At 70.2% G+C, this 26,995-nt stretch carries 26 protein-coding genes and 1 tRNA gene; 14 read left to right on the top strand and 13 right to left on the bottom strand.

Annotated elements, in window-relative coordinates:
• Positions 1 to 61 precede the first annotated feature (61 nt).
• The 4 genes from CJ226_RS03210 to CJ226_RS03195 all read right to left on the bottom strand — a co-directional run bounded on the left by CJ226_RS03210 (position 62) and on the right by CJ226_RS03195 (position 3,907).
• Entirely contained in the window at positions 62 to 1,186 is a 1,125-nt protein-coding gene (locus tag CJ226_RS03210) for a 5-(carboxyamino)imidazole ribonucleotide synthase (RefSeq protein ID WP_062633718.1), read from the bottom strand.
• Positions 1,187 to 1,252: 66 nt separating this feature from the next.
• Positions 1,253 to 1,801, bottom strand: coding sequence for a PH domain-containing protein (locus tag CJ226_RS03205; protein WP_102208287.1), 549 nt, complete (start codon positions 1,799 to 1,801; stop codon positions 1,253 to 1,255).
• Positions 1,802 to 1,859: 58 nt separating this feature from the next.
• Positions 1,860 to 2,630: a biotin--[acetyl-CoA-carboxylase] ligase gene (locus tag CJ226_RS03200; protein WP_102208286.1), complete on the bottom strand. Its 771-nt coding sequence runs from the start codon at positions 2,628 to 2,630 to the stop codon at positions 1,860 to 1,862.
• Entirely contained in the window at positions 2,627 to 3,907 is a 1,281-nt protein-coding gene (locus CJ226_RS03195) for a CDP-glycerol glycerophosphotransferase family protein (RefSeq protein ID WP_102208285.1), read from the bottom strand. The genes CJ226_RS03200 and CJ226_RS03195 overlap by 4 nt, the downstream gene beginning before the upstream one ends.
• 150 nt (positions 3,908 to 4,057) lie before the next feature.
• On the opposite strand from CJ226_RS03195, the gene CJ226_RS03190 reads away from it, so the two are divergent.
• Positions 4,058 to 5,083 carry a glycosyltransferase family 2 protein gene (locus CJ226_RS03190; RefSeq protein ID WP_062633817.1) on the top strand — a complete coding sequence of 342 codons (1,026 nt, stop codon included), beginning with the start codon at positions 4,058 to 4,060 and terminating at the stop codon, positions 5,081 to 5,083.
• 9 nt (positions 5,084 to 5,092) lie between these two features.
• Here CJ226_RS03190 and CJ226_RS03185 read toward each other — a convergent pair whose 3' ends face one another.
• Genes CJ226_RS03185 through CJ226_RS03175 form a run of 3 tightly spaced genes read right to left on the bottom strand, consistent with a single transcriptional unit; the run spans position 5,093 to position 9,384 of the window.
• Positions 5,093 to 6,529 (bottom strand): CDP-glycerol glycerophosphotransferase family protein, encoded by a 1,437-nt coding sequence (locus CJ226_RS03185; RefSeq protein WP_102208284.1) that lies wholly within the window; start codon positions 6,527 to 6,529, stop codon positions 5,093 to 5,095.
• On the bottom strand, positions 6,526 to 7,779 hold the full coding sequence (locus CJ226_RS03180) for a CDP-glycerol glycerophosphotransferase family protein (protein WP_102208283.1): 1,254 nt from the start codon (positions 7,777 to 7,779) through the stop codon (positions 6,526 to 6,528). The genes CJ226_RS03185 and CJ226_RS03180 overlap by 4 nt, the downstream gene beginning before the upstream one ends.
• A 45-nt stretch (positions 7,780 to 7,824) precedes the next feature.
• Entirely contained in the window at positions 7,825 to 9,384 is a 1,560-nt protein-coding gene (locus CJ226_RS03175) for a S1C family serine protease (RefSeq protein ID WP_257996473.1), read from the bottom strand.
• A gap of 95 nt (positions 9,385 to 9,479) precedes the next feature.
• On the opposite strand from CJ226_RS03175, the gene CJ226_RS03170 reads away from it, so the two are divergent.
• A complete protein-coding gene (locus tag CJ226_RS03170; protein ID WP_102208416.1) occupies positions 9,480 to 10,682 on the top strand; it encodes an aminotransferase class I/II-fold pyridoxal phosphate-dependent enzyme in 1,203 nt (400 codons plus the stop codon).
• Positions 10,683 to 10,692: 10 nt separating this feature from the next.
• On the opposite strand, the gene CJ226_RS03165 is transcribed toward CJ226_RS03170, so the two are convergent.
• Positions 10,693 to 11,502: a carbon-nitrogen hydrolase family protein gene (locus CJ226_RS03165; RefSeq protein ID WP_102208282.1), complete on the bottom strand. Its 810-nt coding sequence runs from the start codon at positions 11,500 to 11,502 to the stop codon at positions 10,693 to 10,695.
• Between the two features lie 78 nt (positions 11,503 to 11,580).
• Between CJ226_RS03165 and CJ226_RS03160 the strand changes: the two genes are divergently transcribed.
• A tRNA-Met gene (locus CJ226_RS03160) sits at positions 11,581 to 11,654 on the top strand.
• A gap of 87 nt (positions 11,655 to 11,741) precedes the next feature.
• Entirely contained in the window at positions 11,742 to 12,617 is an 876-nt protein-coding gene (locus CJ226_RS03155; RefSeq protein ID WP_257996472.1) for an aminoglycoside phosphotransferase family protein, read from the top strand.
• A 15-nt stretch (positions 12,618 to 12,632) separates the two neighbouring features.
• On the opposite strand, the gene CJ226_RS03150 is transcribed toward CJ226_RS03155, so the two are convergent.
• The 3 genes from CJ226_RS03150 to CJ226_RS03140 all read right to left on the bottom strand — a co-directional run bounded on the left by CJ226_RS03150 (position 12,633) and on the right by CJ226_RS03140 (position 16,298).
• Positions 12,633 to 13,475: a universal stress protein gene (locus CJ226_RS03150; RefSeq protein ID WP_102208280.1), complete on the bottom strand. Its 843-nt coding sequence runs from the start codon at positions 13,473 to 13,475 to the stop codon at positions 12,633 to 12,635.
• A gap of 117 nt (positions 13,476 to 13,592) precedes the next feature.
• Positions 13,593 to 14,861: an IS110 family transposase gene (locus CJ226_RS03145; protein WP_374754502.1), complete on the bottom strand. Its 1,269-nt coding sequence runs from the start codon at positions 14,859 to 14,861 to the stop codon at positions 13,593 to 13,595.
• Positions 14,862 to 15,044: 183 nt separating this feature from the next.
• Positions 15,045 to 16,298 (bottom strand): ISL3 family transposase, encoded by a 1,254-nt coding sequence (locus CJ226_RS03140; RefSeq protein ID WP_045245681.1) that lies wholly within the window; start codon positions 16,296 to 16,298, stop codon positions 15,045 to 15,047.
• A gap of 368 nt (positions 16,299 to 16,666) precedes the next feature.
• Between CJ226_RS03140 and CJ226_RS03135 the strand changes: the two genes are divergently transcribed.
• Positions 16,667 to 16,876 (top strand): hypothetical protein, encoded by a 210-nt coding sequence (locus tag CJ226_RS03135; RefSeq protein WP_045245741.1) that lies wholly within the window; start codon positions 16,667 to 16,669, stop codon positions 16,874 to 16,876.
• A gap of 116 nt (positions 16,877 to 16,992) precedes the next feature.
• On the opposite strand, the gene CJ226_RS17780 is transcribed toward CJ226_RS03135, so the two are convergent.
• Entirely contained in the window at positions 16,993 to 17,343 is a 351-nt protein-coding gene (locus tag CJ226_RS17780; protein ID WP_005052795.1) for a hypothetical protein, read from the bottom strand.
• 60 nt (positions 17,344 to 17,403) lie between these two features.
• Between CJ226_RS17780 and CJ226_RS03130 the strand changes: the two genes are divergently transcribed.
• From CJ226_RS03130 to CJ226_RS03090, 9 genes are all read left to right on the top strand, one after another.
• Positions 17,404 to 17,877, top strand: a complete 474-nt coding sequence (locus CJ226_RS03130; protein WP_164743636.1) for a MurR/RpiR family transcriptional regulator — start codon at positions 17,404 to 17,406, stop codon at positions 17,875 to 17,877.
• A complete protein-coding gene (locus CJ226_RS03125; RefSeq protein WP_005052796.1) occupies positions 17,793 to 18,383 on the top strand; it encodes an SIS domain-containing protein in 591 nt (196 codons plus the stop codon). Before CJ226_RS03130 ends, CJ226_RS03125 begins: the two co-directional genes overlap by 85 nt.
• Positions 18,384 to 18,485: 102 nt before the next feature.
• Entirely contained in the window at positions 18,486 to 19,625 is a 1,140-nt protein-coding gene (locus CJ226_RS03120; RefSeq protein WP_062637296.1) for an ABC transporter ATP-binding protein, read from the top strand.
• A 50-nt stretch (positions 19,626 to 19,675) separates the two neighbouring features.
• Entirely contained in the window at positions 19,676 to 21,028 is a 1,353-nt protein-coding gene (locus CJ226_RS03115) for an extracellular solute-binding protein (protein ID WP_062637299.1), read from the top strand.
• On the top strand, positions 21,025 to 21,855 hold the full coding sequence (locus CJ226_RS03110; RefSeq protein ID WP_005052798.1) for a tyrosine-protein phosphatase: 831 nt from the start codon (positions 21,025 to 21,027) through the stop codon (positions 21,853 to 21,855). The genes CJ226_RS03115 and CJ226_RS03110 overlap by 4 nt, the downstream gene beginning before the upstream one ends.
• A gap of 18 nt (positions 21,856 to 21,873) precedes the next feature.
• Positions 21,874 to 22,794, top strand: a complete 921-nt coding sequence (locus CJ226_RS03105) for a phosphodiesterase (RefSeq protein ID WP_062637300.1) — start codon at positions 21,874 to 21,876, stop codon at positions 22,792 to 22,794.
• Between the two features lie 7 nt (positions 22,795 to 22,801).
• Positions 22,802 to 23,782, top strand: a complete 981-nt coding sequence (locus CJ226_RS03100; protein WP_062637302.1) for a carbohydrate ABC transporter permease — start codon at positions 22,802 to 22,804, stop codon at positions 23,780 to 23,782.
• Positions 23,783 to 23,790: 8 nt separating this feature from the next.
• Positions 23,791 to 24,708 carry a carbohydrate ABC transporter permease gene (locus tag CJ226_RS03095; RefSeq protein WP_062637304.1) on the top strand — a complete coding sequence of 306 codons (918 nt, stop codon included), beginning with the start codon at positions 23,791 to 23,793 and terminating at the stop codon, positions 24,706 to 24,708.
• A gap of 527 nt (positions 24,709 to 25,235) precedes the next feature.
• The gene (locus tag CJ226_RS03090; RefSeq protein WP_090586853.1) at positions 25,236 to 25,556 is read left to right on the top strand and encodes a hypothetical protein; all 321 of its coding nucleotides are present in this window, start codon (positions 25,236 to 25,238) and stop codon (positions 25,554 to 25,556) included.
• A 414-nt stretch (positions 25,557 to 25,970) separates the two neighbouring features.
• Here CJ226_RS03090 and CJ226_RS03085 read toward each other — a convergent pair whose 3' ends face one another.
• Positions 25,971 to 26,861, bottom strand: coding sequence for an N-acetyltransferase (locus tag CJ226_RS03085; protein ID WP_102208279.1), 891 nt, complete (start codon positions 26,859 to 26,861; stop codon positions 25,971 to 25,973).
• Positions 26,862 to 26,995 lie beyond the last annotated feature (134 nt).

Genomic DNA, 26,995 nt, shown 5'->3' with positions numbered 1-26,995 from the left:
ACGGTCTCGCGCTGGGAGAATCCCCGAGCGGCACACGTCTTTCCCGTGTCCTGCCGCCGACTCAGTCGAACGCGGCCGCTGCGGCCCTGGCCTCGTACACCGCATCGTCGAGGTCGTCCCCGGCGACGTTGACATGCCCCACCTTGCGGCCGGGACGAGGGGCCTTGCCGTAGGTGTGGATCTTCGCGTCCGGGTGCGCGGTCATCGCCGCCTCGAAGCGATCCCCCAGCGTGCCCTCCGTGGGACCGCCGAGGATGTTCACCATCACGGACCAGGCGGCGCGCGGCTGGGTGTTCCCCAGCGGCAGATCGGCCACGGCCCGGAGATGCTGCTCGAACTGCCCCGTGATCGCGCCGTCCTGGCTCCAGTGGCCGCTGTTGTGCGGACGCATCGCGAGCTCGTTCACGAGGATCCGCTCATCCTCGGTCTCGAACAGCTCCACCGCGAGCATGCCGGTCACGCCGAGGCCCTCGGCGATGCGACGCCCGATGCCCTCGGCGACGTCGGTGAGTCGGTCGGTGGCGGCGGGGGCCGGGGCGATGACCTCGGCGCAGACGCCGTCGCGCTGCACGGTCTCCACGACCGGATAGGAGATCATCTCTCCCCCGGGGCGCCGTGCGACCTGCTGGGCGAGCTCCCGGACGAACGGCACGAGTTCCTCGGCGAGGAGCGCGTCGGTGTCGTCCAGCGCGTCCAGCCAGTCCTGCGCCTCGGCGGCGGAACGCACGACGCGCACGCCCTTGCCGTCGTAGCCGCCGCGCGGCGTCTTCACCACGGCCGCACCGTCGTGGTCGTCGAGGAAGCGCTGCAGGTCCTCTGCCGAACGGACCGGTGCCCACTCGGGCTGGGGCACGCCGAGCTCCGCCAGGCGCGCGCGCATGACGAGCTTGTCCTGCGCGAACTGGAGGGCGTCCGGGCCCGGATGCACGGCGACGCCCTCGGCGACGAGGGCCCGCAGGACCTCCTGCGGCACGTGCTCGTGGTCGAAGGTGAGGACGTCGACCTCGGCGGCGAAGGCACGAACGGTCTCGAGATCGCGGTAGTCGCCGACCGCCGTGGCGGCCAGCCCCGCGGCCATCCCCTCCTCCTCGGCGAGGACCCGCAGATCGAGTCCGAGCTCGACCGCCGGAGCGATCATCATCCGTGCCAGCTGTCCTCCGCCGATCACGCCCACGCGCAGCGCCATGTGCCGCCTCCATTCGTCATGCCCATTCTTCCGCACGCGCGAGGGCACCGGGGACACCCCGGTGGGTCAGGACAGTTCGTCGCCGCTCGCCTGGGCGTCGCGATGGGCTAGGATCTGGCCGACCTCGATCTGGTCGGCCAGCGTCTCGTGCACGAGGGTGACGTTCGGCACGTTCGCGAGACGCACGGGAGCGTCGACACCGTTCGAGAGCGTGATGGTCCCGCAGCCCCACATCCGCTGCAGCGGGCCGCGACGCACGCTGATCGTGTAGCCGCGTGCGTGGGACATCTCGCGGCGGTTGCGGGCGCCCAGACCCTGGGCGGCGATGACCCGACGGGTGGTGATCGTCATGGTCCGGGAGTACCAGACGAGGAACGGGATCACGGCCGCGACGAGGATGACCACTCCGGCGGCGGCGAGCAGCATCCAGTCCTCGAAGCCGGCCGGGAGATTGCCGTAGAAGTAGGCGGTCGCCCCGAAGGTGGCGATGAGCACGGCCGCCGACCAGAAGAGCCGACGGGCGTGGCCACGGAAGCGCGCGATCAGCAGCTCCTCGGCGGGAGCGCCGGGCGGCGGCATCAGCGGGCGTCCGCCGAGCGTCACGGGCTGGGTCACACCCCCATTGTGCCCGGGATCGCCACCAACACCGTCCGTGAGGCGGCGTGTCCCCGCCTCACGCGGGACGGACGTGCACGACGTCCCCGGCGGAGACCGCGTGCACGGTGCCCTCCGCCGCGACGCGCAGGCGCCCGTCGGCGTCGATGCCGACGGCCGTGCCCACGAGCAGGGAGTCGCCGGGGAGCGACACCCGAACGGTCTGACCGACCGTCGCGCACCACCGGGTCACCGCTGCATGCAGGCCGCTCGCGATCGCGTCGTCCGCTGCGGTGAGCGCCGAGAGATAGCGGTCGAGCGCCGACAGGTAGGAACGGAGCATCTCATCCTCGTCGGCGACGACGCCTTGCACCGCGAACGAGGTGGCCGTCGGCACCGGAAGCTGCGTCGGAGTCATGGCGGTGTTGACACCGGCGCCGACGACGACGGCGTGCGGACTCGCCTCGGCGAGGATGCCGCAGATCTTGCGCCCGTCGACGAGGACGTCGTTGGGCCACTTGAGGACGACGGCGGCCTCAGGCAGCTGGGCGGAGACCGCCTCGGTCATGGCCGCGCCCGCCGCGAGCGGAATCCAGCCTCGCGCTGCGGGCTCGGTGGGCAGATCGCGCAGCAGCACCGACACCGCGAGCGCCGAACCCGCAGGAGCGACCCAACGGCGCTCGAGCCGCCCCCGGCCGGCCGTCTGGTCACGGGTCAGGAGAACCGAGAGGTGCGGCCAGGCATCGACGTCGTCCGCGTGCGCGCGCAGGTCGGCGTTCGTCGACCCCGTCGCGTCCACCACCTCAAGGCGTGGTGTGAGCGCACCGGATCGGGGGAAGTCGCTGCTCATGCGTCCTCGTCGCCCGCTTCATCGTCGTCGTCTTCATCACCGCGAACGGCCCCGATCTCGCGCTCGCGCCACCGCTCCCATTCCCTCATGAGACGGTCGACGGCGTCGTGGAACTTCTGCGTGGCGACGCCGGCGGTCGTGTCGCCGAAGTAGTGGCGCACCCACATCTGCAGCCGCGCGACGGCCGCCTCGTCCTGACGTACGCGCTCCACCTCGGCGACGATGTCGTCTGCGGCCTCTGCCGACAGCCATTCGCAGTCGGACAGATACCCCGCGGTGTCGACAGCGGCCTCCTCGTCGACCGGTCGCGTGATCAGGAGCGGTTTGCCTGCCGCCAGGCGGTCGTACACCATGGCCGAGATGTCCACCACGGCGACGTCGGCGGCGGCCAGTTGCCATCCGAGCTCGGGGCCGTCGTCGTACACGTGCTGCGCGGTCGGATCGGCCGCGTTCGCGGCGGCGATCGCGGCGATGATGCGCCGGTGCGCCGCCCCGTAGGCCGCATCGACGACGCCGCTCCGGGGGTGCGGCCGGTAGATGACACGGTGATTCCCGGTCGCGAGGAGCCGGGCCACGAGACGCTCGCCGTGCGAGGCGATGGAACCGTAATGCGCGCTGGGGCGGTCCCCCTCCCAGGTCGGCGCATAGAGCACGACGAGGCGGTCGTCCGGCGTGTAGGGAAGCGAGCCCGAATAGTGGTCCGCCTGCGGGCGGCCGATCTCGATCGTGCGGCGCTCCACGTCGTAGTCCCACAGCGTGCGCGAGAGACGGTCCCTGGCGGCCTGCCCGGCGACGAAGGCGTAGTCGTACGCCTTGTACTGGTTCGTGGTCATGTACATCTTGTCGGACTCGCCGTGGTTGATGAACACGTGCCAGCGGCGGCCGTAGCGGAACATCTGGAAGTTGCGGGTGTTCTGGTTGACGTACAGCACGACGCGGATGTCCTGCGTGGCGAGGAAACGCTCGAGATCGCGCACGGTCGGCACGAAGGCGACGGGCGGGGCGTCCTCCTCGAGGAGCATCTCGGCTCCGGTCGCCTGGCGGGCCAGCACCACGACGGGCCAGCGCTTCGCGAGCGCGGCGAGCGGGCGGTACCACTGGCGCATCTGGTACATGTTCACGGCGCCGTCGGCGAAATACACCGCGACCCGGAAGTGATCGGCGGGGTAGGGCTCTTGGGCCGCGAGGCGGCGACGGACGCGCTGCACCGCGGACCGGGACGCGAGCGCCCGTCGCAGGAGCCGATAGGCCTTCTTCGCGTCAGACAGTGCACCCATCCCTCCAGGATAGTTCGTCCCGCTGTCGTCCCCCTGGGCGCCCCGGGGTCCCAATGCTCCGCCTGGGAGAGCGCGGGGAGGCGCGCGTGACATGATCGACGTGTGCCCGCCAACGGATCCCCCGCCCCCGTCACCGGGGTGTCCTTCGTGATGCCGGTGCTGAATGAACGCGCCTACCTGGAGCACGCTGTCGCCTCGGTGCTGGCCCAGGAGGTGGGGGTTCCGACCGAGCTCGTCCTCGCGCTGGGACCGTCGTCGGACGGCACCACCGACCTCGCCCGCCGCCTCGCGGCCGCCGACGACCGGATCCGGCTGGTGGACAACCCCGCCGCGCACATCCCGGTCGGGCTCAACGCCGCGATCCGGGCCAGCCGCTACCGCACCGTCATCCGGGTCGATGCCCACTCGGAGCTCGCCCCCGGATACGCCGCCCGTGCCCTGCAGACCCTGCACCGCACGGGGGCCGCCAACGTCGGTGGCGTCATGCACGCGGAGGGTCGCACCCCGTTCCAGAAGGCCGTCGCCCGGCTGTACAACTCCCCCGTCGGCCTCGGCGGCGGCGCGTATCACGGCGGCCGGGTCGAGGGTGAGGCGGAGTCGGCCTACCTCGGCGTGATGAGACGAGAGGTCCTCGACGAGGTCGGTCTCTTCGACGAGTCCATCCGCCGCGGCGAGGACTGGGAGCTGAACCTGCGCATCCGTCAGGCCGGTCACCGCGTGTGGTTCGACCCCGAGCTGGCGGTGACCTACTGGCCCCGGGAGAGCTGGCTGCGACTGGCCAGGCAGTTCCGCGCGACGGGGGCCTGGCGAGGAGAGTTGGTGCGCCGCTTCGGGCGCCGCAACGGTCTGCGCTACTTCGCCCCGCCGGTGCTCCTGCTGTTCGTCGTGCTCGCCGTCGTCCTCGGCATCCTGCAGCTGACCGGGGTCGTGTCCGGCGCGGCCTCCCTCATCGCCTCGGGCCTGGTCTACCTCCCGCTCGCGCTCTACGTGCTGCTCGTGATCGGTGTGGCCCTCGCCCCGGGCGGGGGTGGCGTGCGGCAGCGCCTGTGGACGCTCCTCGTGCTGCCCACCATGCATCTCTCGTGGGGCCTGGGCTTCCTCGGGGGTGTGCTGCGCGGAGCCGGCGACACCGTGGACGCGTCCCGGCTCGGCACGCGCAACACCCCGCTGCCCTGAGGCCGACCGTCAGGCGGTCAGGAATCCCAGGTCGAGGATCCGATCGACCACCCGCTGCGCGGCCCGACCGTCGTCGAGCGCGTTGAACTGCCGCTGCCACGCCGCATAGCGCTCCGCGTACCGCTCCCGATGACCCTCGTCCGCCATCGCCGCCACGAGCTCGTCCTGGGTGCGGACCAGAGGGCCGGGTGCGCGCTCCGCCAGGTCGAAGTAGAAGCCCCGGAGCTGGCCGCGGTAGTGGTCGAGGTCAGGCACGAGGAAGTACATCGGCTTGCCGGTGACGGAGTAGTCGAACATGACGGAGGAGTAATCCGTGACGAGGGCGTCGGCGGCGAGCAGGAGCTGCGACGTCTCGGGGTAGCCGGTCACGTCGATCACCCGAGCGCCGGCACGGTCCCTGCCCTCCCCCAGCGTGCGCGAGTGACCGCGCACCAGCACGACCGCGTTCGTCTGCCGCGCCAGGAGCTCGGGATCGACGAAGTCGACCATCTCCGCCCGATCGTCCCGCCAGGTCGGCGCGTAGAGCAGGACGCGCTCGTCCGCCCCGATCCCGAGCGCCGCGCGCACCGCGACCGGGTCCCCCGTGCGCAGCGCATCATTGCGCGGATAGCCGTCGATCCAGATCGGCCGCCCGAAGAACGCGTAGGCCTTGCGGAGGATCCGTGCGGCGTACGTGTTCTGCGCGAGAAGCACATCCCACCGCCGCGACTCCTTGACCACCGCCGCCATCCGGCGGGGGTCGAAGCCGGGACGATGCAGGGCCAGGCGCTTGAGGGGCGTGCCATGCCAGGTCTGCAGCACCTTCTGCCCCGGCTTGCGTGCGAAGCGGCGCCGCATCCAGTCGTTCACGATGAGAAGCCGCGCGGCGCCGCGGGCGCGCCACCATTCCGGGCTGCCCTCGATCACCGCGATCGCGCCGTCCGGCACCTGGACCGACAGGTCCACGACGCTCCAGTATCGGCGGACCTGCGGGGCACGCCGGGCGAGTTCCCGGTCGATGGCGCGCGGGTTGCAGCCCACGCTCCGGCCGTAGAAGCTCTCGAAGAACACGGCGTTCTCTGTACCGCCGGCCTGCGCCACGTAGCGCTCCTCGAGTGTGGAGCGTCCCTCCGCCGTGTCGTACACCGGGTCGACAGGAGGCCCGATGCGGACGACGGCGCCGTCGAGGACGACCCGCACCCCCGGGAGGACGACCGGCGCGAGACGGAGGTCCGTCAGATCGACGCCGTCGATACGCAGTTCGTATCTCCCGGACGGCAGAGGCAGTTCCGGACCGCCCCATCGCGACGCACGGAGCACGAACGTCGCCTTCCAGGTCTTTCCCCCGCCGATGAGGCGGGCTTCCACCCGCGCTCGCGGTCCGACGAGCTCGGCGCTCGTCGGACGCTGCCCGGTCCCTGCGATGACCAGCGCCTGTGCCGTGTCATCGATGCGGGCCGTCGTCATGCTGCTCCCTTCGGCGCGGGGACTCCCCGCGCACGGATCGCGCGGTATACCCGACGGGTGTTCTGGCCGTCGCGGAACGCGTGCATCTCCGCGCTGAGCGTAGCGGAACGCCCGGCGGCCTCGTCGAACGCGGCCGCGTCGCCCAGCAGCGATGCCAGCCGCGCGAGTGCGGGCTCCCACCCGGTCGCGACGCCCGACGCGGCGACCTCCTCGAAGCGGCCGTAGAAACCGCGGGTCCGGGCGTACTCCGCCACATCCGGCGCGAGGAAGACGACCGGCATGGCGAGGAGGCCCACGTCGTAGGCGAGCGAGGAGTAGTCGGTGATGAGGATGTCGACGGCGGGAAGGAGCGGCGTGACGTCGCTGACGACCGTGCTGGGCAGCGCCCGCACCCGTGTCGTCGGCAGGGGCGGCGCGTAGCTGCCGTCGCCGAGCGGATGAGAGCGCACGAGGAGGACGGCGTCGTGCTCCTCCAGCACCTGGATGATCCGCATCCATTCCTCGGCCGTCGGCACGGACGGATCGGGGGCGCCGTCCCGCCACGTCGGCGCGTAGAGCACGACGCGGTCGGCGTCGCCGATCACACCCACGGCCTCGGCGAGCAGAGCCCGTGCGTGGGCGCGGCGTTCCTGGGGTGCGCCGCTCGACAGCACGTCGACGCGCGGCTCCCCCGTGACCACGACCCGGTCGTCGCTCAGTCCGAACGCGGACTCGAGGCGTGCCCTGGCCCGGTGCGACGCCGCGGGGAGCACGCGGATCCGCTGCGCGGCGCCGCGATACAGCAGCCCGACGAGGCGCCGCAGGATCGGGGCGCCGGGGACGGCCGGCACCTGCGTCGTGGCCGGGGAGTCGAGTCCGATGCGCTTGAGCGGGATGCCGTGCCACAGCTGCACGACGAAAGCACCGCCGTTGCCGTAGCGGTTCACGTCGCCGAGGCCGTGCGTCACGACCAGCACGCCGGCGCGGGCGGTGGCCCACCAGCCGCGGAGGCCGCCCCGCGGGACGGTCCGCAGGCCGAGGGCCTCGGCGTCTGCCGCTTCGCGCGCCGACCCGGTCAGCCAGAGGGTGTCATGCCCCTCCCCTGCCGCATACCGGTGCAGGGCGAGCGCACCGTCGCCGACGCCGGCGCCGCATCCGAAGACCCATCGCCGGCCGCGCGGCACGACGAGGGTGCCCAGGCGACCGAGGGCGTACAGCGGGATCCGGAGCAGCTTGGCCGCGTTGCCGGTGCCGAAAGAGAAGGACGCCACCCGGCGAGCCTATCGCGCGGGTGGCGTCCTTCTCTGACGGGGCGATCAGCCGGCGAGCGTGCCGAGCGTCACCTCGATCTGACTCTGCTTGCCGTTGCGGACGTAAGTCACGTCAGCCGTGCTGTCGGCCGCCGCCGCGCGGACCTGAGCCGTCAGGTCGGTCGCGCTCGTGATCGGCACCCCGTTGAAGCTCGTCACGACGTCACCGGCCTGGAGACCGGCGGCCGCGGCCGCGCCCCCATCGGTGACCTCGGCGATGTACGCACCGGCCTCGGTCGCGCCCTCGACGCCGGAGGCATCGCGGACCGATGCCCCGAGCAGACCGTGGGTGGCCGCGCCGTCGGCGATAATCTCGTCCGCGACGCGCTTGGCGATGTTGGACGGGATGGCGAAGCCGATGCCGATCGAGCCCGACTCCTCGGAGCTGCCCGAGCTCGCGATGGCGACGTTGATGCCGATCAGCTCGCCCTTGCTGTTGACGAGGGCGCCGCCCGAGTTGCCGTGGTTGATCGCGGCGTCCGTCTGGATCACGGCGATCGAGATCGACTCGGTGGCCTGCTGCCCGCTGTTGCCGGGCAGATCGAACTGGAACGGGCCTTCGCTCTGGCCGTCCTCCGGCGCCTGCTGCTGCGGGGCGTCCTCGGAGGAGGAGTCGGGCAGAGCGGAGGAGGCGATCTGGATGCTGCGGTTCAGTGCGCTGACGATGCCGGTGGTGACCGAGTTCGCCAGGCCCAGCGGGGCGCCGAGCGCGACGGCGGTGTCGCCGACGTTGAGCTTCGACGAGTCCGCGAACTCGATCGGCGTGAGGCCCTCCGCATCGGTGAGCTTGATCACCGCGAGGTCGTAGATCGGGTCCGTGCCGACCACGGTGGCGTCGTAGATACGGCCGTCCGAGGTCGTGACGCGGATCGTCGGATCGGCCGCCGCCCCACCGAGGGTGACCACGTGGGTGTTGGTGAGGACGTAGCCGTCCTTGCTGATGATGACACCCGAGCCGCTGCCGGCCTCCTGCGATCCGGCGACCTCGATGGTGACGACGGAGGGCAGGGCCTCGGTCGCGACCGCAGTGGTCTCGTTGACCGAGCCGGGGTTGTTGACGGTGACGGTCTGCGGGCCCTGGGCAGTGCCGGTGGACGGAGAGTCCTGCAGTCCGGTGAGCAGGGCGCCGCCACCGAAGCCGGCGACGCCGCCGACGAGGGCGGCCGCAACGATGAACGCCGCCACGCGGGTTCCGCCGCGCGACTTCTCCTTCGTGGCGGTCGGAGTGCCCTCGGCCGGCGGCACCGTGCCGTCGAGCGGCCGGGTGTCCTGCGCCGGGACGCCGAATGCGGCGCCCGGCACGCCCGCCGCGGCGGGACCGGGCGCGGCCAGCCCGTGCGGCACGGGTGCCACGGTCGGGGCGCCGGCGGCGTGCGAGGCGAACGTCGGCGGCATGTGGTGGCCCTGCGGGGCGACCGGGGCGGAGGCGGCCGCGGTGCCCACGGGGGTGTCGGCGGCCGGAGACGGCGCGCTCTGCGGGGTCTCGGGGATCTGGCGGGTGTGTCCGGCCGACACGGCGTCGTCCGACGCCGGTGCCGGGCGGTCCTGCGGGTTGTCCTGGTTCATGGTGTGCTCCTTCAACGCCCCTCCAGGATGCCCCGCATCCCTGTGCGTTCCTTATGCCCAGCGTGAGTTTCCGCTATGGCCTTAGCCTGTTCTTCATGAGTGTCATCCCCGGCGCATGGCGTCGCACGGCGGCCGGTGCCGGTCTGCTCGACGCGGACGGAACCGTCGCGCCCACCATCTTCGCAGAGATGTCCGCCGCGGCGGTTAGAACCGGTGCCATCAACCTGGGGCAGGGATTCCCGGACGAGGACGGCCCGGAGGCGGTGCTCGACGCCGCGCGCGCCGCCATCGCCGACGGGGTCAACCAGTACCCGCCGGGACGCGGGTTCCCCGACCTCCTGACGGCCATCGCCGAGCACCAGCGGCGGTTCTACGGACTCGAGGTGGACCCGGACACCGAGGTCATCGTGACCGCCGGCGCCACCGAGGCCCTCACCGCGACCCTGCTCGCCCTGATCGACGGGCCGGAGGACGAGGTCGTCGTCTTCGAGCCCTACTACGACTCGTACGCCGCCGCAGTAGCGCTCGCGGGTGCTCGGCTCCGTACGGTGCCCCTGCGGGCGCCCAGATTCCAGCCCGACCTGGATCAGCTGGCGGAGGCCGTCACGGACCGCACCAGGATCATCCTCGTCAACGACCCGCATAACCCCACCGGAGCCGTCATCGACGAGGAGGTGCGCCACGAGGTGGTGCGCCTGGCCGCGCGGCACGACGCCGTGATCGTCACCGACGAGGTGTACGAGCACCTCACCTTCGACGCGCCACACGTCCCGATCGCCACCCTGCCCGGTGCCGCGGAGCGGACGCTCACCATCTCATCGGCGGGCAAGACCTTCTCGACCACGGGGTGGAAGATCGGCTGGGTGCACGGCCCCGCCGCGCTCATCACCGCCGTCCTGACCGTCAAGCAGTACCTCACCTACGTCAACGGCGCCCCCTTCCAGCCCGCCGTCGCCGTCGGGCTCCGCCTCGACGACGCGTTCTTCACCGACGCGGCCGCCGTGCTCGCCCGCAAGCACGCGATCCTCGGCGACGGTCTCCGCGCCGCCGGCTTCACGGTCCACGCACCGCAGGGCGGCTACTTCACGGTGGCCGATGCGACGGCCCTCGGCGGCGCCGATGCGGCGGCCTTCTGCCGCGCGCTCCCGGACCGTGCCGGCGTCGTCGCGATCCCGCTCACCGCCTTCGTGTCCCCCGCCCGGCGCGCCGAGTTCGCGGGATTGATCCGCTTCGCGGCGTGCAAGCGCGTGGAGGTGCTGGAGGAGGCCTCCGCCCGTCTCGCGGATCTGCGCCCCTGAACCGATCGGATCAGCGCGCGACCACGGCGTAGCGTCGCGCGCGCAGCGAAGGGTTCGTCGCACGGACGCGGGCGATCGCCGCGCCGTCGACCACGCCGAGGGCCACTCCGGGCTCGGAGCCGATGCCGGCACGGACGACGCCCTGCGGGTCGACGATGCGCGAGTGCCCCACGCCGATCGGCGCCGGGTGGTCGGCGGCGATCACGAACACCGTGTTCTCGATGGCCCGCGCGGCGAGCAGAGTGGTCCAGTGCTGCTCCTTGAGCGGTCCCCGCACCCACTCCGCGGGCACCACGAGCGCATCGGCACCGGCGACCGCGAGAAGCCGCGACAGCTCGGGGAACCGCAGGTCGTAGCAGGTCATCAGCCCGAAGCGCAGTCCGCCGACCTCGAACACCGCGGGCTCGCCGATCTCCCCCGGCTCCACCCAGTCCGACTCGGTCTGCCCGAACGCGTCGTAGAGGTGCTGCTTGCGGTAGACCGCGAGGATGCCGTTGCCGCGCACGGCGACGACGCTGTTGCGCACGCGCCCCTCGTCCGAAGCCTTCTCCGTGACGCCCGCGACGATCACGACGGCGAGCTCCGCGGCCAGACCGATCAGCCCGGTCACGAACTCGCCGTCGAGACCCTCCGCATTCGCCGCGAGGCGTTCGTCCATCGGATCGACGAAGTAGCTCGAGTACTCCGGGAACACGATCAGCTTCGCCCCGAGTCGCGCGGCCTCCGTCGCCAGCTCCGCGATCCGTTCCCGGTTGGCCTCGCGGGAATCCGTGGGGGCGAACTGGCACACGGCGACGGGCACGGCGGTGTTCTCAGACATGACGCCATCCTCTCGCACCCGCTGCCACCGCGCTCGATTCGACGGCTCCCCGGATCCGTGATAAGTTATCTCTTGTGCCGCGGGGTGGAGCAGTTCGGTAGCTCGCCGGGCTCATAACCCGGAGGTCGCAGGTTCAAATCCTGTCCCCGCAACAAATGGAAGGCCCTCTGGCCGGGAGAAATCCCAGGCCGGAGGGCCTTTCGCCTCTGGCGGGAGCCGACCTCTGCGAGTATCGAGGGGTGAACCGACCGGTCGACATCGATGAGCGGCTCGTCGCCGACCTCATCGCGGAGCAGTTCCCCCGCGGGGCGCACCTTCCCGTCCGCGCCGTGGCGCGTCAGGGGTGGGACAACAGGACGTTCCGTCTCGGTGACGAGTTGTCGGTGCGACTTCCTCGTGCCGAGGCCTACGCCGCGGCCGTGCAGAAGGAGAGCAGAGCGCTCGAGTTCCTCGACGGAAGGCTTCCCGTCGCCGTTCCCTCCGTCGTGGCGCTGGGGGCGCCCGGCCGAGGCTACCCGTTTCCGTGGTCGATCCGCCGGTGGCTCGACGGCGACACCGTCGAGCGCGCCGCACGGCTCGATCGCGTTCGCCTCGCCGTGGATCTCGGGGCCGTTCTCCGCACCGTGAGATCCCTTCCCGTGGACGCGGGTTGGGCGGCCGGTCGGCACTCGTTCTTCCGCGGTTCGCATCCGAGCGTCTACAGCGATGAGGTCCACGCCGCGCTCCAGCGGCTGGACGGCACCCTGGACGCGGAGCTCTGCCGGAGCGTCTGGCTCGACGCGACGAGCAGCGCGTGGGAGGCCTCGCCGGTCTGGTTCCACGGCGACGTCGCCGTGGGCAACCTGCTGGTCAGCGACGGCCGCCTGTCGGCGATGATCGACTTCGGCACCTGCGGCGTCGGCGATCCCGCCTGCGACCTCGTCATGGCATGGACGTACTTCGACGGGGACGCGCGCGCCGCCTTCCGCGACGCCGTCGACCTCGATGCCGCGACCTGGCGTCGGGCTCGCGGCTGGGCACTCTGGAAGGCCCTGGTGACTCTCTCCGACGGGTCAGGGCCGGGCGGCGACGACAGCCGCCGCGTGCTCCACGAGGTGCTGACCAGCCCGCTCTAGGCCTGCGGCCCCCGGTCAGCGGACGACGGCGGTGGGCGCCACGAGCGCCGCGAGCACCTCGTGGCTGATGGAGCCGAGCAGGAAGCGGGCGACCGCCCCCCGTCCGTGCGAGCCGACCACGGCGAGGCTGGCAGTGGCGGCGGCGCGGTTGATGACCTCGGACGGATATCCGCGTTCGACTCGGGGCTGGATCTCGAGATCCGGATAGGTCGAGCGCAATCCACCGAGAGCGACGGCGAGGGTCTCCTCGGACAGCTCCTGCATGGAGGAGAGGTACTGCTCGGGATACGCCCTCGCTCCGCGCGGGAGGGGGACGGGAGTCCATACCGTCACCGCGACGAGGGGCTCGCGGAGACGGTCGGCTTCGGCAGCGGCGAACGCGACGGCGGCTTCCGAGGTCGGAGACCCGTCCACCCCGACGACGACACCGCGACGGTCGCTCGTCTCGATGTCGGGGATCACCACGACCGGGCAGGAGGAGTCGGCGACGATGCGCAGCCCGTGGGCCCCGCGCCGCGGACTGTCCGCGTCATCGGGACGGAAGTCGCTGCCGATCACGAGGAGGTTCGCGCCCGCGGTGGTCGAGACGAGCTGACGGACAGGGTCGCCGCGGAGCACGACGATGTCGACGTCCAGCCCCTGGGCCTTCAGCGTCTCCGCGTGCTCCTCCAGCAGACTCCGTGCCGCCGCGATCGCAGCGTCGACCACAGGGCCCTCCCCGACGGCGCCGACCGCTCCCCCGACGACGCTCGCGAGGAGCAGCGAGGCCTTCCGCGACCGGGCGCGATGCGCGGCCCATTCCAATGCTCGTCGTCCCGCCGACGTGTCCACCACTCCCACAACGATGCGCTCAGCCACGGCACCCTCCCTGTTCCCCTCCACCCTCCCATGCCACCCCCTCCCCGCGCGACGGTTCGTCCCGGACAAAACCGGCTCTTCGGACATCCGGTGGGGGGGGTGCCCCTATGTCCTCTGTCAAGCGGCGAGGGCGGGTTCGGCTGGTCGCGGTTGGTAGAGGGTGCCGTCGCGGAGCATGGCGTAGAGGACGTCGGAGCGGCGTCGAGCTAGGGCGATGAGGGCCTGGTTGTGGCGTTTGCCTTGGGCGATCTTGCGGTCGTAGTAGGCGCGTGATTCGGGGTCTCGGAGTGCGGCGAACGCGGAGAGGAACATGGTCCGTTTCAGGATCTTGTTCCCGCGCCGGGAGGGATGCTCGCCGCGGATCGAGGTGCCGGATCGTCGGGTCACGGGTGCGAGGCCGGCGTAGGCGGCGAGGTGCCCGGCAGTGGCGAAGGTCTTGGTGGTGACTTCGGTGAGGAGCCGGGCTGCGGTCCTGACGCCGACTCCGGGCATGCTCGTCAGGACCGGTTGAAGAGGGTGAGCGTCGACGATCTTCTCGACCTCGATGGCGATCTCGTCACGCTGCCGTCGCAACGCCTGGAGCTGCTCTGCGAGCCTGGGGAGCACCAGCGCGGCGGCGTCGGTGCCGGTCACCACGACGGTCTGCTCGCCGAGCGCGGTCATGATCTCTGCCGCCCAGACACGACCTTTGCGGGGCGCGTTCTTCAGCAGCCGGTTCCCTAGCCGCTTCTCACCCGCAGTCTTCATCGCCGCCGGCGACGGGTAGCGCTGCAGCAGGTCCAGGATCGCGGGGTGATCCAGCCGCGGCCCGAGCACGCGTTCCAGCGCCGGGTGGATTTGGGTGAGCAGACCCCTGATCCGGTTGGAGACCTGGACGATCTGACCGGCGAGGTCGTCGTCGAACCCGCAGAGCATGCTCAGCTCCGCGACCTTCTCGTCGGCGACCTGGATCGACCGGAGCGTGTGCGGCATGGTGCGGGCCGTTTCGGCGATGATCGCCGCGTCTCTCGCGTCGGTCTTCGCCTCACCGGGATGCAGATCCGCGATGCGCCGCATCGCCAACCCCGGCAGGTAACCAACGAGAGCACCTGCGGCTTGCGCGACCGCGACCGGGAGTGCACCGATCGTCGCGGGTTGATCTACGACCAGCAGCACCACGCCATGCGAGGCGAGCTGGTCGATCACCGCCCGCAATTGGCGCTCGTCGTTCGGGAGTGCTCGGTCGAATAGTCGCTTGGCTTCCCGGTCGAGCGCGACCGCGTGATGCTCGCCCTTGCCGACGTCGAGCCCAACGAACACGTCGACCTCGTCGTATCTGTCGATGCTGGTGACCACTTCGTCCTCCGCTTCACTCGTGACGGCGTCCGCGGCGGCGCGTCTCGGCATCCACGTTACGAACGGCCTCGAGCATGCTCGGGTCCAGCCCCTATCAGCGATCACACACCGCCAACCAGGCCCGGTGACAACACCCCCCGGATCATCGAGGACAGGGGGCAGCAATCATGCCGGGCCCGGCAGGCCGCCACCGCCCAGCATGGCCGCCGAGCGGGTCACGAAGAAAGTAACGGGTCATGGGGTGAGTCCGCCGGCGGTGAGGAGCATGCGGAGGCGGTAGTTCTCGCGGTTGCGATAGCCGCGGGCGAGGCGGCGGTGGAGCTCGATGATCCCGTTGATCGCCTCGGTGCCGCCGTTGTTCGCGCGGCTCGTGGTGAAGTACGCCAGGAACGCTGAACGCCAGCGGCGGAGGGTGCGGCCGAGGCGGGCGATCTCGGGGATCGGGCAGGTGTGGAACGTGTCGACCACCCTCTCGGCGATCCGCCGCCCCTCGGTCAGGTCCTTCGCGTGGTAGGCAGAGCGCAGCTGCTGTGCGCACTGCCACGCGACGAACACCTCGTCGTGCGCAGGATCGGCCTCGATTGCCGCGGTCAGCCGGATCCGCTGCTTGTCGGTGAGGTTCTCGGCCCCGGCACGGAGGATGGTCTGAATCCCGTAGAGCGGGTCGCCCTTCCGACCGCGATGCCCGAGGGTGTCTTGCTGGACGCGGCGGCGGACCTCGTCGACGGCGGCGGTGCCGAGCTTGACGACATGGAACGCGTCCAGCACAGCGACCGCGTCTTCGAGCGTGTCATCGATCGCAGTCTTGTAGCCCGCGAACGGGTCCAGCGCCGCCACCTTCACGTTCTTTCGGAACGCTTCGCCCCGCTCGCTGAGCCAGGACGCGTATGCCTTCCCCGATCTGCCCGGCACGAGGTCGAGCAGCCTGGCCCGCGTCTTCCCGGTGCTGTCGCGGCTGAGGTCGACCATGCCGGTCAGTTCCTTCGGGCCCCGCTTGCGGTGGTCGACGTGATGCCAGATGTGCTCGTCGACGCCGAGCGTGGTCACGTTCTCGAACCGGGACTCGTCGGCTGCCAACCGCACCAGTTCAGGCTCAACAGCCCGCCACACCGTCTTCCACGATGTCCCGAGCTGACGACGTAGTCCTTCGATCGTGGCGTGCTCGCGGCGCAGCTGCCCGATCGCCCAGTCGACGGCTCGCCTTGTGAGCGACCCGCGCCGAGCGACCAGCGAGGGAAGCTGCTCCACGAACGTCTTCTTGGCACAGCCCACGTCGCCGCATCGCCAGACCCGTTGCCGCCAGACGATCCGCACCCGCGTCACGCCCGGCACGTCATGCAACACTCGACGGCGGCGCCCTCGACCGATCGCCACGACCCCGCACAACGGGCACCCGGTCGGCGCCGCCGGTGTCGAAACGGTGACGATCAGCAGCCCGTCGCGGCGGTCAACGTGCTCGACATGGACGCCGTCGAGACCGACCAGCAGATCGCAGCGGTAACACGGATCAGCGGCAGAGCGCGCGTCAGCGCACCCCGAAGTAGGGTGAAGCACGTCGAGGTCCTCGTGATGGATCAGCAGTTGGCGCTACTGATCCTCGGGGACCTCGACCCCTACCCGCCGACCATCACCCGGCGAGCCTCACCCCCACCGCATGTCCGAAGAGCCCCCAATTCCCTTGGTCACCCCGGTGTGAACCATGCACCCCGGGCGGGCCATCCCCGTATCGGTGCACACCGTGCGTAGCGAGCTTTCCCGGAATCTCCTTGTGTCCTGGCGTTAACACGGGTGTCGTAGCATCGCATTAGCACCGCGACCACTCCTGAGAGTTGCACCCGGGATGAGGTGAATGCATCGTGACGGCACCGGGGTATGAGTTCAGCGTCTGGGAGCGCTACGCCACCGAGTTCACACTGGCTTTCGGTGACAATCCGTCGCGCATCCGGGCGGTGCGGGTGGCCTACTTCGAGCACGAGTTCGATGTGGACTTGATTGCGCAGCTCAGCGGTTTTCCTGTTTGGAGAATCCGACAGGCGTTGTCCCAGGGACTTCCACAGGCGAGCTGAAGAATCGTCGACCAGAGTCCCAGAACTGCTCGCCCATCTACCATCCCCTTGCGGGCACTGCGCGGTGAGGGGACGTCAGCGTGCGACGGTTCGGCCCGGGCGCGATGTCTCCCCTTTCACGTCTGAGTGGCCATCGGTCTGATCGGGCCATGAGCAGGATCAGTTTCGCGCGTCGCCCCCGCCCTCTGGTTCCGCGCTGCGGGCGTCATCGTCGTGGCAGGCTTCTTCGCGTCGTTGGTTACCGGTGTCTGCTGCCCCGGCGCCCCCGCCAGCGGAACATCGACGTGCGGAACGTTCGAGCGCTTGACCGCCGGGATCGACAGATCACGTGGCTCTGGCTCGCACGGACGGTCATCGTAGGCGCCATCGCGGCGCTCGAGGTGGGCGTCTTCGGTCGAGTCACCCTTGGCCGACTTCCTTGCGGGCATGGCACTGTTCGGGAGCTCGAGCGGACGCAGGGAGGTCATGAAATTGCCTTTCGCGGATAGCGGAGGCGATGAACGCTGCGTTCACCTATGGTTGGGGTCGTGGTCGCATTGCGCCCATACGATGTGCGGCGAACCCGAAAGGTGATCACCGGCTACATGAACTCGCCCCTCAACGAGCCGCCGCTCGGCGGAACCATCGACCACATCCTCTCGATCCTGCCGTCGCTCGTACCGAGCGCGCAGCGCGTCGCCCGCATCTGCGCCGAGCGACCCCACGACGTGGTCGACATGTCGGGCGCCGACCTCGCCGAAGCCGCCAACACGTCGCCGGCCACCGTCAGCCGCACCGCCCAGGCGCTGGGGCTGCGCAGCTTTCAGCACCTGCGCATGCTGCTCGTGCGTGACCTCGCCGCCGACGCCACCGCCGCGCCCGACGCACCCGCCGGCACCGAGGGCTTTCTGCGGTGGCTGGCCGAGGGGCGGGTGGGATGCTGCAGACCGCGCTCGCCTCGATCGACCCGGTCGCGTTCGACGCCGCTGCCGACGCCATCGCCCGCGCGCCGCGCCTGCTGATCTCGGGCACCGGCGCCTCGCACGCCGCCGCCCAGGCGTCGGCCGTCGCGTTCGCCGTCAACGGCCGGCCCTGCGAAGCGCCCGCTGACGGCGTGGTCGCCCACCTCACCGCCCGCGTGCTCGCCCCCGGTGATGTGTGCCTCATCGTCAGCTCGAGTGGCGCCAACTCGGTGACCCTCGCGGTTGCGGACGCCGCCGTCGACGCCGGCGCCACCGTGATCGGGGTCACGAGCTTCGCCCGTACCCCGCTCACCACCCGCGCCGACCACCTGCTCGTCGCCGGTGCGCGCTTCCAGGCGTGGGATCAAGGCATTCTCGGCAGCGGGCTCGTACAGCTGCTCGTGCTCAACGCCCTGCAGATCGCCGTCGCCGACCGCATGAGCGACGCCGCCGACCGCGCGCGCCTCGCGGTGCGCGAAGAGGTGCTCGACATCGTCGCCGACGACGGCTCCGACGCCGAGGCATCCGACGTGCCAGACGTTATCGACCACGGCGATGGGCGTTGACACTCCGTTTGCAGGAAATTCACTTTCCTCGATTGCAATAGCTCTGCAAGCGGATTTCGCGGGAAGGCCCCGGTTCGTCAGGTCGCTTGCAGAAGGCGACTCATGGGAACGATCCAGCTCTCTGGTGTCGGTCGCTCCTTCAAGAGCACCGCCGCCGTCAGTGATATCGACCTGATCATCGAAGACGGCGGGTTCGTCGTCTTGCTCGGCCCCTCGGGCTGCGGCAAGACCACCCTGCTGCGCATGATCGCCGGCCTGCTCGAGCCCACGGCCGGCCGCATCCACCTCGACGGCGACGACATCACCGACCTCCCGTCGAAGAAGCGCGACCTCGCGATGGTCTTCCAGAGCTACGCGCTCTACCCGCACCTGAGCGTGCGCAAGAACCTCGCGTTCCCGCTCAAGACGCAGCGCCTCGGCGCCGCCGAGATCGCGACCCGCGTGCAGGAGGTCGCCGACAGCCTCGAGATCGGCCACCTGCTCGACCGCAAGCCCAAAGAGCTCTCGGGCGGGCAGCGCCAGCGCGTCGCCGTCGGCCGCGCCCTCGTGCGCAACCCCAAGGCGTTCCTGATGGACGAGCCGCTGTCGAACCTCGACGCGAAGCTGCGCACCCAGACCCGCCACGAGCTCACCGCCCTGCACCGGCGCCTCGGCGCCACGTTCGTCTACGTCACCCACGACCAGGTCGAAGCCATGACCATGGCGACGAAAATCGTGGTGCTCAACGCCGGCCGCATCGAGCAGTACGGCACCCCCGAGCAGGTGTACGACCGGCCCGAGTCGGTGTTCGTCGCCGGCTTCCTCGGCAGCCCGGCCATGAACCTCGTCGACGCCCGCATCGTCACGATCGACGGCAGCATCGCCGTCACCGCCGACGGCATCGCCGGCGGCCTGTGGCCGGGAGACGTGCCCGACCTCGATGTCGTGCTCGGCGTGCGGCCCGAGAAGCTCACGATCGCGTCTGCGCACGCGGCATCCGACACCCGGGGCGTGCGCATCGCCGGCCGCATCGACCTGGTCGAGAACCTCGGCGGTGAGCAGATCGTCACGTGCCTCGTCGCCGGGCGCGAGGTCTACGTGCGCACCTCGCGCGAGGTCATCGCCACCCCCGGCGACGACATCGTGCTCACCGCCGCGCCCGAGAACGTGCACCTGTTCGACCGGGCCTCGGGCCGCCGGCTCGAGTGGGTCGCCGATGCACCCGTGGCCGACCCGGCCGCGCACGAGCTCGTCACCGCCTGAGCCGCCTTCCCTCCCTTCGTTCTGCCCCTCACCCCTACCCAGGAGAAATCATGAACACCCGTGCCCGTCGCGCCGTCTTCGCCACCGCGGCGATCGTCGGCGCCGCCGCCCTCGCCGGATGCGCCGGCTCTGCCGCAGGCAGCGCGCCCGCGGCATCCGGCTCGCTCACCGAGCTGACCGACGACCAGCAGGTCGAGATCGTCTTCGAGTCGTACAACCTCGCGAACGTCGGCACCTTTTCGGATGCCATCAACCAGCTGCTGGACGAGTTCATGGACGAGAACCCGAACATTACCGTCGTCGGCCAGCCCAGCCCGTCGACCAGCACCGCCGCGAGCGTGCAGCAGCAGCTGCTCGCCGGGCAAGCGCCCGACATCGCGCAGCTGACCTTCAACGAGCTCGACTTCGCCGCCACCACCCTCGGCGCGCAGAACCTCAGCACCCTCGTGGGCGACGAGGGCCTCGCCGATCAGTTCGGGGGCGACTACCCCTACCACGAGCGCGCCGCCGTGCTCGCCGACTGGGACGACGCCACCTACGGCCTGCCCTACGTCTTCTCGACTCCCATCCTGTGGATCAACGAAGACCAGTTCACCGCCGCAGGCCTCGACCCCGAGACCGTCGATCTGTCGACGTGGGATGCTGTCGCCGACGCCGCCGCGCAGATCACCGAGTCCACCGGTGCCCCCTCGATGAGCGTGTCGTGCGTGGTCACCGGCGGCAGCTGGTGCATGCAGGGCCTCTTCCTCTCGAACGGCGCCCAGGTGCTGAGCGATGACCGCACGACGATCGAGTTCGGCTCGGACGCCGCGATCGATACGGTCGCGACCTTCACCGAGATGTACGAGGACGGCGTGCTCACCAACGAGGACTTCACCAGCCAGTACGAGGCGTTCGCGCAGGGGAAGACCGCGATCCACGTCAACAGCTCGGCCGTGCAGGGCGCGTTCATGATGGGCGCCGAGGCCGGTGGCTGGACCCTCGACGCTCACACCCTGCCCGCGTTCGGAGACCAGGCGGTCGTGCCCACCAACTCGGGCTCGTTCCTCGCGATGTTCGCCACCGACCCCGCCAAGCAGGCCGCCGCGTGGGAGCTCATGCAGTTCATGACCAGCCCCCGCGCCTACGAGATCATCTCGACCCAGATCGGGTACCTACCGCTGCGCAGCAGCATGGCCGACGAGGGCGGACCGCTCTATGACTGGGTCGAAGCCAACCCGCTCGTGAAGCCCAACCTCGAGCAGCTCGACGCGCTCGAGCCGTGGGTGTCGTACCCCGGCGACAGCTACGCCCAGGTCGACCAGGTGCTCGCCACCGCCATCGAAGACGCGGTCTTCTACGGCGCCGACCCGGCCGCCACTATGACCGAGGCCGCCGAGCGCGCGCAGGGGCTGATCGAATGACCATCGACCTCGACCTGACGCCTTCGGCGACGGATGCCGCGGCCGCTTCGTCGCCGGATGCCGCGACCGCGGCGCCTCGTGAGCGTCGCCACGCCGTGGCCGGCCTCTACAACCTGCGCGACACCGGCGGCTACCGTGCAGCCGGCGGCACCAGCCGGTGGGGCAAGCTGCTGCGGTCAGATGCTCTGCACCGCATCGACGCGACCGGTCGCGACCGGCTGGCCGAGATCGGCGTCGCCCACATCATCGACCTGCGCGGCGGCGACGAGCGCGCCACAGCGCCGAGCGCGGTCGACGGGCTCGAGGTCACCGTGCACCACCTGCCCGTGTTCGACGACGCCGACCCGGCCGCGCAGGCCACCACGCACGTCGGACTCGTGCCCGTCTACGACCACATCGTCGACGAGCGCGGGGCGCAGCTGGTCGACGCGATCCGGGTGATCATCGCGGCTGACGACGACGACGCGGTGCTCGTGCACTGCACCGCCGGCAAAGACCGCACCGGTCTCGTCGTGGCCTTCGCGCTCGCCGCCGCCGGGGTCGACCGCGACGACGTCGTGGCCGACTACGCCGCCACCGCCGAGAACCTGCGCGGCGAGTGGTCAGACGCGATGACCGCCGTCTTCGAACAGCGCGGCATCGAACTGACCGCGGGAATGGTCGAACTCATCACCGAGAGCCCCGCCGAGGTGCTCGAGGCGCTGCTCGAGCGCATCGACCGCGAGCACGGGTCGATCAGCGCCTACCTCCTCGCCCACGGACTCACCCCCACCGAGCTCGAGCGTCTCACCGCCGTGATCATCGACCCCGCCGCCACCGCGGTCTGATCGGAAGGAACACACACCATGTCGCACATCGCGAGCCAGCATCCCGCTCCCGAGCACTTCATCCTGCATGTCTCTGACACCCACTTCGTGGGCGACGGCGACCTGCTGCACGAGCGCATCGACAGTGACAAGAACCTCGCAGAGCTGTTCGACGGCTTCACCAAGGCCAACGCCCGCCCCGAAGCGATCGTGTTCACCGGCGACCTCGCCGACACCGGCCGCCCCGACGCCTACGAGCGCCTGCGGGCCATCGTCGAGCCCGCCGCCGAGAAGCTCGGTGCCCAGGTGATCTGGGTGATGGGCAATCACGACGAGCGCGTCGCGTTCCGCCGCGGCCTGCTCGACGAGGAGGCCGACCAGTCCGAGCCCGTCGACCGCGTCTACGACGTCAACGGTCTGCGCATCATCGCGCTCGACTCGACGGTGCCCGGGCAGCACCACGGCGAGATCAGCGACGAGCAGTTGGCGTGGCTGCGCCGCGAGCTCGAAGTCCCCGCGCCCGACGGCACCCTCATCGCGCTGCACCACCCGCCCGTGCCGAGCCCGATCGGGCTCATCGCCCTGATCGAGCTGCGCGACCAGGAGCGCCTCGCCGAGGTCATCCGGGGCACCGACGTGCGCGGCATCCTGGGCGGTCACCTGCACTACTCGACCACCAGCACGTTCGCGGGCGTGCCCGTGTCGGTCGCGTCGGCGACCTGCTACACGCAGGACCTCGCCGTCGCCTACCCCGGTGCCCGCGGCCAGGACGGCGGCCAGTCCTACAACCTCGTGCACGTCTACGGCGACCGGGTGCTGCACTCCGTCGTGCCGATCGGGCAGTTCCCGACCGTCTACGAGATGACTCCCGAGATGCTCGAGGCGTTCATGAACATGACCCCCGACGAGCAGCTCGCCGCCGTCAACGCGGCCGCCGTCAACGCGTCGGCGGGAGAGTAGTCAGCCCATGTTCGTCACCGTCTCCGCTCCCTCGGCCGCCGCTGCGCCGGCCGAGGGAGCGGGCGCGGCTCCGGCCGAGGCATCCGCGCCCGTCGTGCGCCGCTCGCGCTTTCGGCCCCAGAGCCTGCTGCCCTACCTGTATGTGCTGCCGGGCACCGCGTTCCTCATCCTCTGGACCTACAGTCCCCTCGCCCAGACGTTCGGCCTGTCGTTCTACGACTGGAACCTGCTGCCCACAAGCCCCAAGACGTTCGTCGGCGGGTCGAACTACGCCGAGGTGCTGGCGCTGCCCGAGCTGCACACCGCGCTGCTGAACACCGTCGTCTACATCGCCGCGTTCTTCGTCTTCTCGCTCGTGCTGCCGATCGCGATCGCCGTCATGTCACGGCAGGTGCGGGGGCGAATGCGCACCTTCTATCAGGCGCTGATCTTCGTGCCGTTCCTCATCACCCCCGTCGCCACCAGCGCCGTGTGGCGGTGGCTGTTCGCCGAGCAGGGGGCATTCGCCACCGTGCTCGCGCACTTCGGCGTCGACATGCCGAACGTCTTCCGCGACCCCGACCTCGCCATCTGGGCCGTCATCGTCATCGTCGGGTGGCAGATGCTGGGCTTCGGCGTGCTCGTGATCGCCGCCGGCTTCGCCGGCATCAGCCCCGAATACGGTCAAGCCGCCGCACTCGACGGTGCCGGCGCCGGCCGCATCTTCGGACGCATCACCTTGCCGCTGCTCTCACCGACCCTGGTCTTCCTGTCGCTCATGACGATCCTCCTCGCCGCGCAGTGGACCTACCCGATCATCGACCTGCTCACCCAGGGCGGGCCCACCAACTCAACCACGAACATCTACTACCTGCTGTACCAGTTCGGGTTCCAGAACTTCGACGTGGGCATCTCGTCGGCGGCCGGGGTGATCTTCTTCGTCGGGTTCGGCGTGATCGCACTCATCTTCCTCGAGCTGCAGGAGCGGCTCAGCTTCTACGACAACTAGGACCACCCATGTCATTCGTCACCGTCACCGGGCCGGCGCTCGCCGCCGACACCGTGCTGCACAAGGGCGCTCGCGTGCGGGCGGCTTCCGCTTCGGCGGAAGATGTCGCCGTGGCATCCCGCACCCGCCTCGGCACCATCGCCGGCCACGTCGTGCTGATCATGCTCGCGCTGTTCAGTGTCTTCCCCGTGTACTGGATGTTCGCCACCGCCTTCCGCGCCCCCGAGAACGCGCTCGACCAGACGCTGCTGCCCTGGCCGCTCAGCCTCGAGAACTTCGCCTACGTGTGGAACACCATCCCCATCGGCAACATGCTGTGGAACACCTTCGCGATGTCGATCATGCTCGCCGTGGCGCAGCTGCTCATCGCCGTGCTCGCCGCCTACGGGTTCGCCATGTGGGACTTCCGCGGGCGCAAGCTGCTCATGTTCCTCTTCATCGGGTCGTGGCTCGTGCCGTTCCAGGTCACGATGATCCCCAACTATGTGCTCGTGTCGCAGATGGGCCTGCTCGGCACCGTCGGGGGCGTCGTGATCCCCCAGCTCGCCGGAGCCTTCGCCGTGCTGCTCATGGTGCAGCACATGCGCGCCTTCCCCCGCGAGCTGATCGAAGCCGCACACCTCGACGGGCGCTCGAGCTGGGCCACGCTCTGGACCGTCGTCGTGCCCAACATGAAGCCGGCGCTCGCCGCGCTCGGGATCATGGCGTTCATCTCGGCGTGGAACGAATACCTCTGGCCGACGCTCATCATGCGCCAGGGCGATGCACTCATCCAGGTCGGCGTGCGCAGCTTCTTGAGCGCCGAGGAAAACAACTGGGGCGCGACGATGGCCGCCGCCGGGCTCGCCTGCGTGCCCGTGCTGCTCATCTACGTGTTCCTCCAGCGATACGTCGTCGACGCCTTCGTGCGATCAGGACTCAAGTGAGGCACCGTCCCTACGGCTGAACTGACCAAGCCACCCAAAGCAGCGACGTCTTGCACCGATCCCCTTGCGGGCGACGAACGCAAGCGGGAGGTCGCGGGCGATCTTCCGGGCGTCGTCAAGCGTGCCCCTACTCGTTGACTTCCCATGGCTGGCCGAAGCTGGCGCCGCGTACGACCGACCAAGCTTCTACCGCGCGCTCGCACGAGTCAATCGTCGCCCCACAGTCCCGTCACGTAGTAGTCCTCTGCGTCGGTGTAGATCGAATCGCCGACCCGCTCTTCAACGTTCGGGAGTCCGGCGAGCTCATCGGATGCGCCGTCGAGAACCAACTCATATACGGAGCACTGCAGAAGGACCGGGACTAGCGTCACCTCATGTACGGCGTACTCGTGCTCCGGAGCACCGTCGTCGTCGTATTCGACGTGCAGGCTTCCCTCGTCGCGCGCCCGGACGTGCGTTAGCCAGGGTCGTTGTCAAGGGGGGATGCAGACGACGGCTGTCAGCGCATTGTTGATCTGGAGGTACTGATGATCACCGCAGATCAACAAAGGCTGGTGTTCGAGCCGCTCGGCCAGGGCGCCTGGCGGCTGTGCGACGCCGGCATCGACGAAGCAAGCGCCGAGCGCTTGATCGCCTACGTGGAGCGCGCGGCGAGCGGCGGGTACGAGGCGATCTGGATGCGGCCGGGTCTGCGAGCCAGCCATCACGCGACGCGCGAAGACGTTCGACTGACTGCCATGGCGCAGCGGAGCGGGAAGGTCGCCTCGACGCGTTCGAAGCCGATCCCGATCCCGCATCTCACACCGCTGCAGTCCCCGCTAGCCCGAGGACTCCCCGGCGCCAACTGACGAGCCGCACCCATCGCAATGGCGCGGGCCTGCGACTGGGCTCGGGGTCGCGCTTCTGAGTTGAAGCCGCCGCCCACTGTTGTGGAGGCGCGGGCACTCGCATTGAATCGATCGCACGGCACCGCGTTAGACCAACACAGCTGTCCGGTTGGCTGTCGGCTCGGGCATCAGGTACATGCCCTCACCCCATGACCCCCACCGAATGTCCGAAGAGCCACAAAACCCTCCGCCTACTCAGGCACTCGCGCCAGTTCAGGCTTTCTGCCCAGAGGTCGCCTGACCTCGCGGGCCCGCCTGCTGCCACGAGACCGCCTGTCCTGGCGTGCGGCGCGCGAAACCAGGCACACGCGCGGCATCAGGCCCGCGGGCAGGGGGTCGCCTGAAGCGGCGCGAGTGCCTGAATGCGCGGGGCGACTACTCGCCGACGTACCGCCAACCCCGGGAGCTCTCGGTGACCTCCCGGAATCCTGTCCATCGGGCCCGTTCCTGCGCGTCCTCGCCATCGACGACGACGAGGACGGCGTGCACGCCCCCGACCAGCAGCCACCGGCCGGCTTCTGCCAGGAGCACGCGCCGCACGATTGGGTCCTCGGCATCTTCATCGGACACCTCCGCCAGCACGGGGCCGACGGGGTGGCGCTCGGGGCGACCGACCGTGAGGTCCAGTTCGAGGTACCCGGTGTCGGTACCGTCGGTGCGTGCGACGAAACGGACCCCGCCGGGACCGAGCTCGCGGCGCACCGTGATCCCCTCGCTTCCGGCTCCCGCTCCCACGAGCTCGGTCGGCGTCGCCATCAGCACGACCTCGGTCGTTCCCGCATGCACGAACCCCGCCCTCGCGAAGGCTTCGCGCACGTGGGGCCAGGAATCGGGAATCCCGGTGACTCCCGGGAACGGGAGCTGTCCCTCTGCGTACACCGCCGCCACACGCCAACTCCGGAGCTGGACCACGCACGCGCGCAGGAGCACATCGAAGGCCGAAGGATCATCGGAGTCCGGAAAGGCCAGCGCGAACTGGATCAGCCCCGCGTCGCGATAGTCGTCGCTCACGCGGGTGTCGCCGGAGAACCGCTGCAGATGCGCCGCCGCGACGAGACGTTCGCGTTGCTCGACGACGATGGTCGCACGCTCAGTGACCCAGGGGTCGAGGACGTACTCGTCCGGCTGACGCTCGAGGGCGCTGAGAACGGTGTTGACCGAGACGCGGGCTCCCGGGATCACGGTCGAGAGGTGTGCGTTGACCAGGTCTGTGAGCTGGTCTCTGTCGTCGCGACGGAAGAATCGAGCGCGGGGTGGGTGTTGCATTGCGGGCCTCCAGTTGAATCAGGAAATGAAGGCCGCCACCGGGTGCGGTACAACCCCACGCTAACACGCTCACCACCATGCACCCGCGCCGCATCAGGCCACCGGGCAGAGTCGCGCCTGATCTTGCGCGAGCG

Origin of the sequence: Microbacterium sp. UMB0228 (assembly GCF_002871415.1) — a bacterium.
GTDB lineage: Bacteria > Actinomycetota > Actinomycetes > Actinomycetales > Microbacteriaceae > Microbacterium.
The sequence above is the reverse complement of the archived record's forward strand: the minus strand, read 5'-3'. Positions and strand labels throughout refer to the sequence as shown.

Bases quoted from the DNA above. Each gene is read 5' to 3' on its own strand.
- CJ226_RS17780 (WP_005052795.1), bottom strand. From the start codon at position 17,343: ATGACCTCCCTGCGTCCGCTCGAGCTCCCGAACAGTGCCATGCCCGCA.
- CJ226_RS03175 (WP_257996473.1), bottom strand. From the start codon at position 9,384: ATGAACCAGGACAACCCGCAGGACCGCCCGGCACCGGCGTCGGACGAC.
- CJ226_RS03195 (WP_102208285.1), bottom strand. From the start codon at position 3,907: ATGGGTGCACTGTCTGACGCGAAGAAGGCCTATCGGCTCCTGCGACGG.
- CJ226_RS03115 (WP_062637299.1), top strand. From the start codon at position 19,676: ATGAACACCCGTGCCCGTCGCGCCGTCTTCGCCACCGCGGCGATCGTC.
- CJ226_RS03170 (WP_102208416.1), top strand. From the start codon at position 9,480: ATGAGTGTCATCCCCGGCGCATGGCGTCGCACGGCGGCCGGTGCCGGT.
- CJ226_RS03100 (WP_062637302.1), top strand. From the start codon at position 22,802: ATGTTCGTCACCGTCTCCGCTCCCTCGGCCGCCGCTGCGCCGGCCGAG.
- CJ226_RS03125 (WP_005052796.1), top strand. From the start codon at position 17,793: ATGCTGCAGACCGCGCTCGCCTCGATCGACCCGGTCGCGTTCGACGCC.
- CJ226_RS03145 (WP_374754502.1), bottom strand. From the start codon at position 14,861: ATGCCGAGACGCGCCGCCGCGGACGCCGTCACGAGTGAAGCGGAGGAC.
- CJ226_RS03090 (WP_090586853.1), top strand. From the start codon at position 25,236: ATGATCACCGCAGATCAACAAAGGCTGGTGTTCGAGCCGCTCGGCCAG.
- CJ226_RS03165 (WP_102208282.1), bottom strand. From the start codon at position 11,502: ATGTCTGAGAACACCGCCGTGCCCGTCGCCGTGTGCCAGTTCGCCCCC.
- CJ226_RS03110 (WP_005052798.1), top strand. From the start codon at position 21,025: ATGACCATCGACCTCGACCTGACGCCTTCGGCGACGGATGCCGCGGCC.
- CJ226_RS03190 (WP_062633817.1), top strand. From the start codon at position 4,058: ATGCCGGTGCTGAATGAACGCGCCTACCTGGAGCACGCTGTCGCCTCG.
- CJ226_RS03185 (WP_102208284.1), bottom strand. From the start codon at position 6,529: ATGACGACGGCCCGCATCGATGACACGGCACAGGCGCTGGTCATCGCA.
- CJ226_RS03200 (WP_102208286.1), bottom strand. From the start codon at position 2,630: ATGAGCAGCGACTTCCCCCGATCCGGTGCGCTCACACCACGCCTTGAG.
- CJ226_RS03210 (WP_062633718.1), bottom strand. From the start codon at position 1,186: ATGGCGCTGCGCGTGGGCGTGATCGGCGGAGGACAGCTGGCACGGATG.
- CJ226_RS03095 (WP_062637304.1), top strand. From the start codon at position 23,791: ATGTCATTCGTCACCGTCACCGGGCCGGCGCTCGCCGCCGACACCGTG.
- CJ226_RS03105 (WP_062637300.1), top strand. From the start codon at position 21,874: ATGTCGCACATCGCGAGCCAGCATCCCGCTCCCGAGCACTTCATCCTG.
- CJ226_RS03120 (WP_062637296.1), top strand. From the start codon at position 18,486: ATGGGAACGATCCAGCTCTCTGGTGTCGGTCGCTCCTTCAAGAGCACC.
- CJ226_RS03085 (WP_102208279.1), bottom strand. From the start codon at position 26,861: ATGCAACACCCACCCCGCGCTCGATTCTTCCGTCGCGACGACAGAGAC.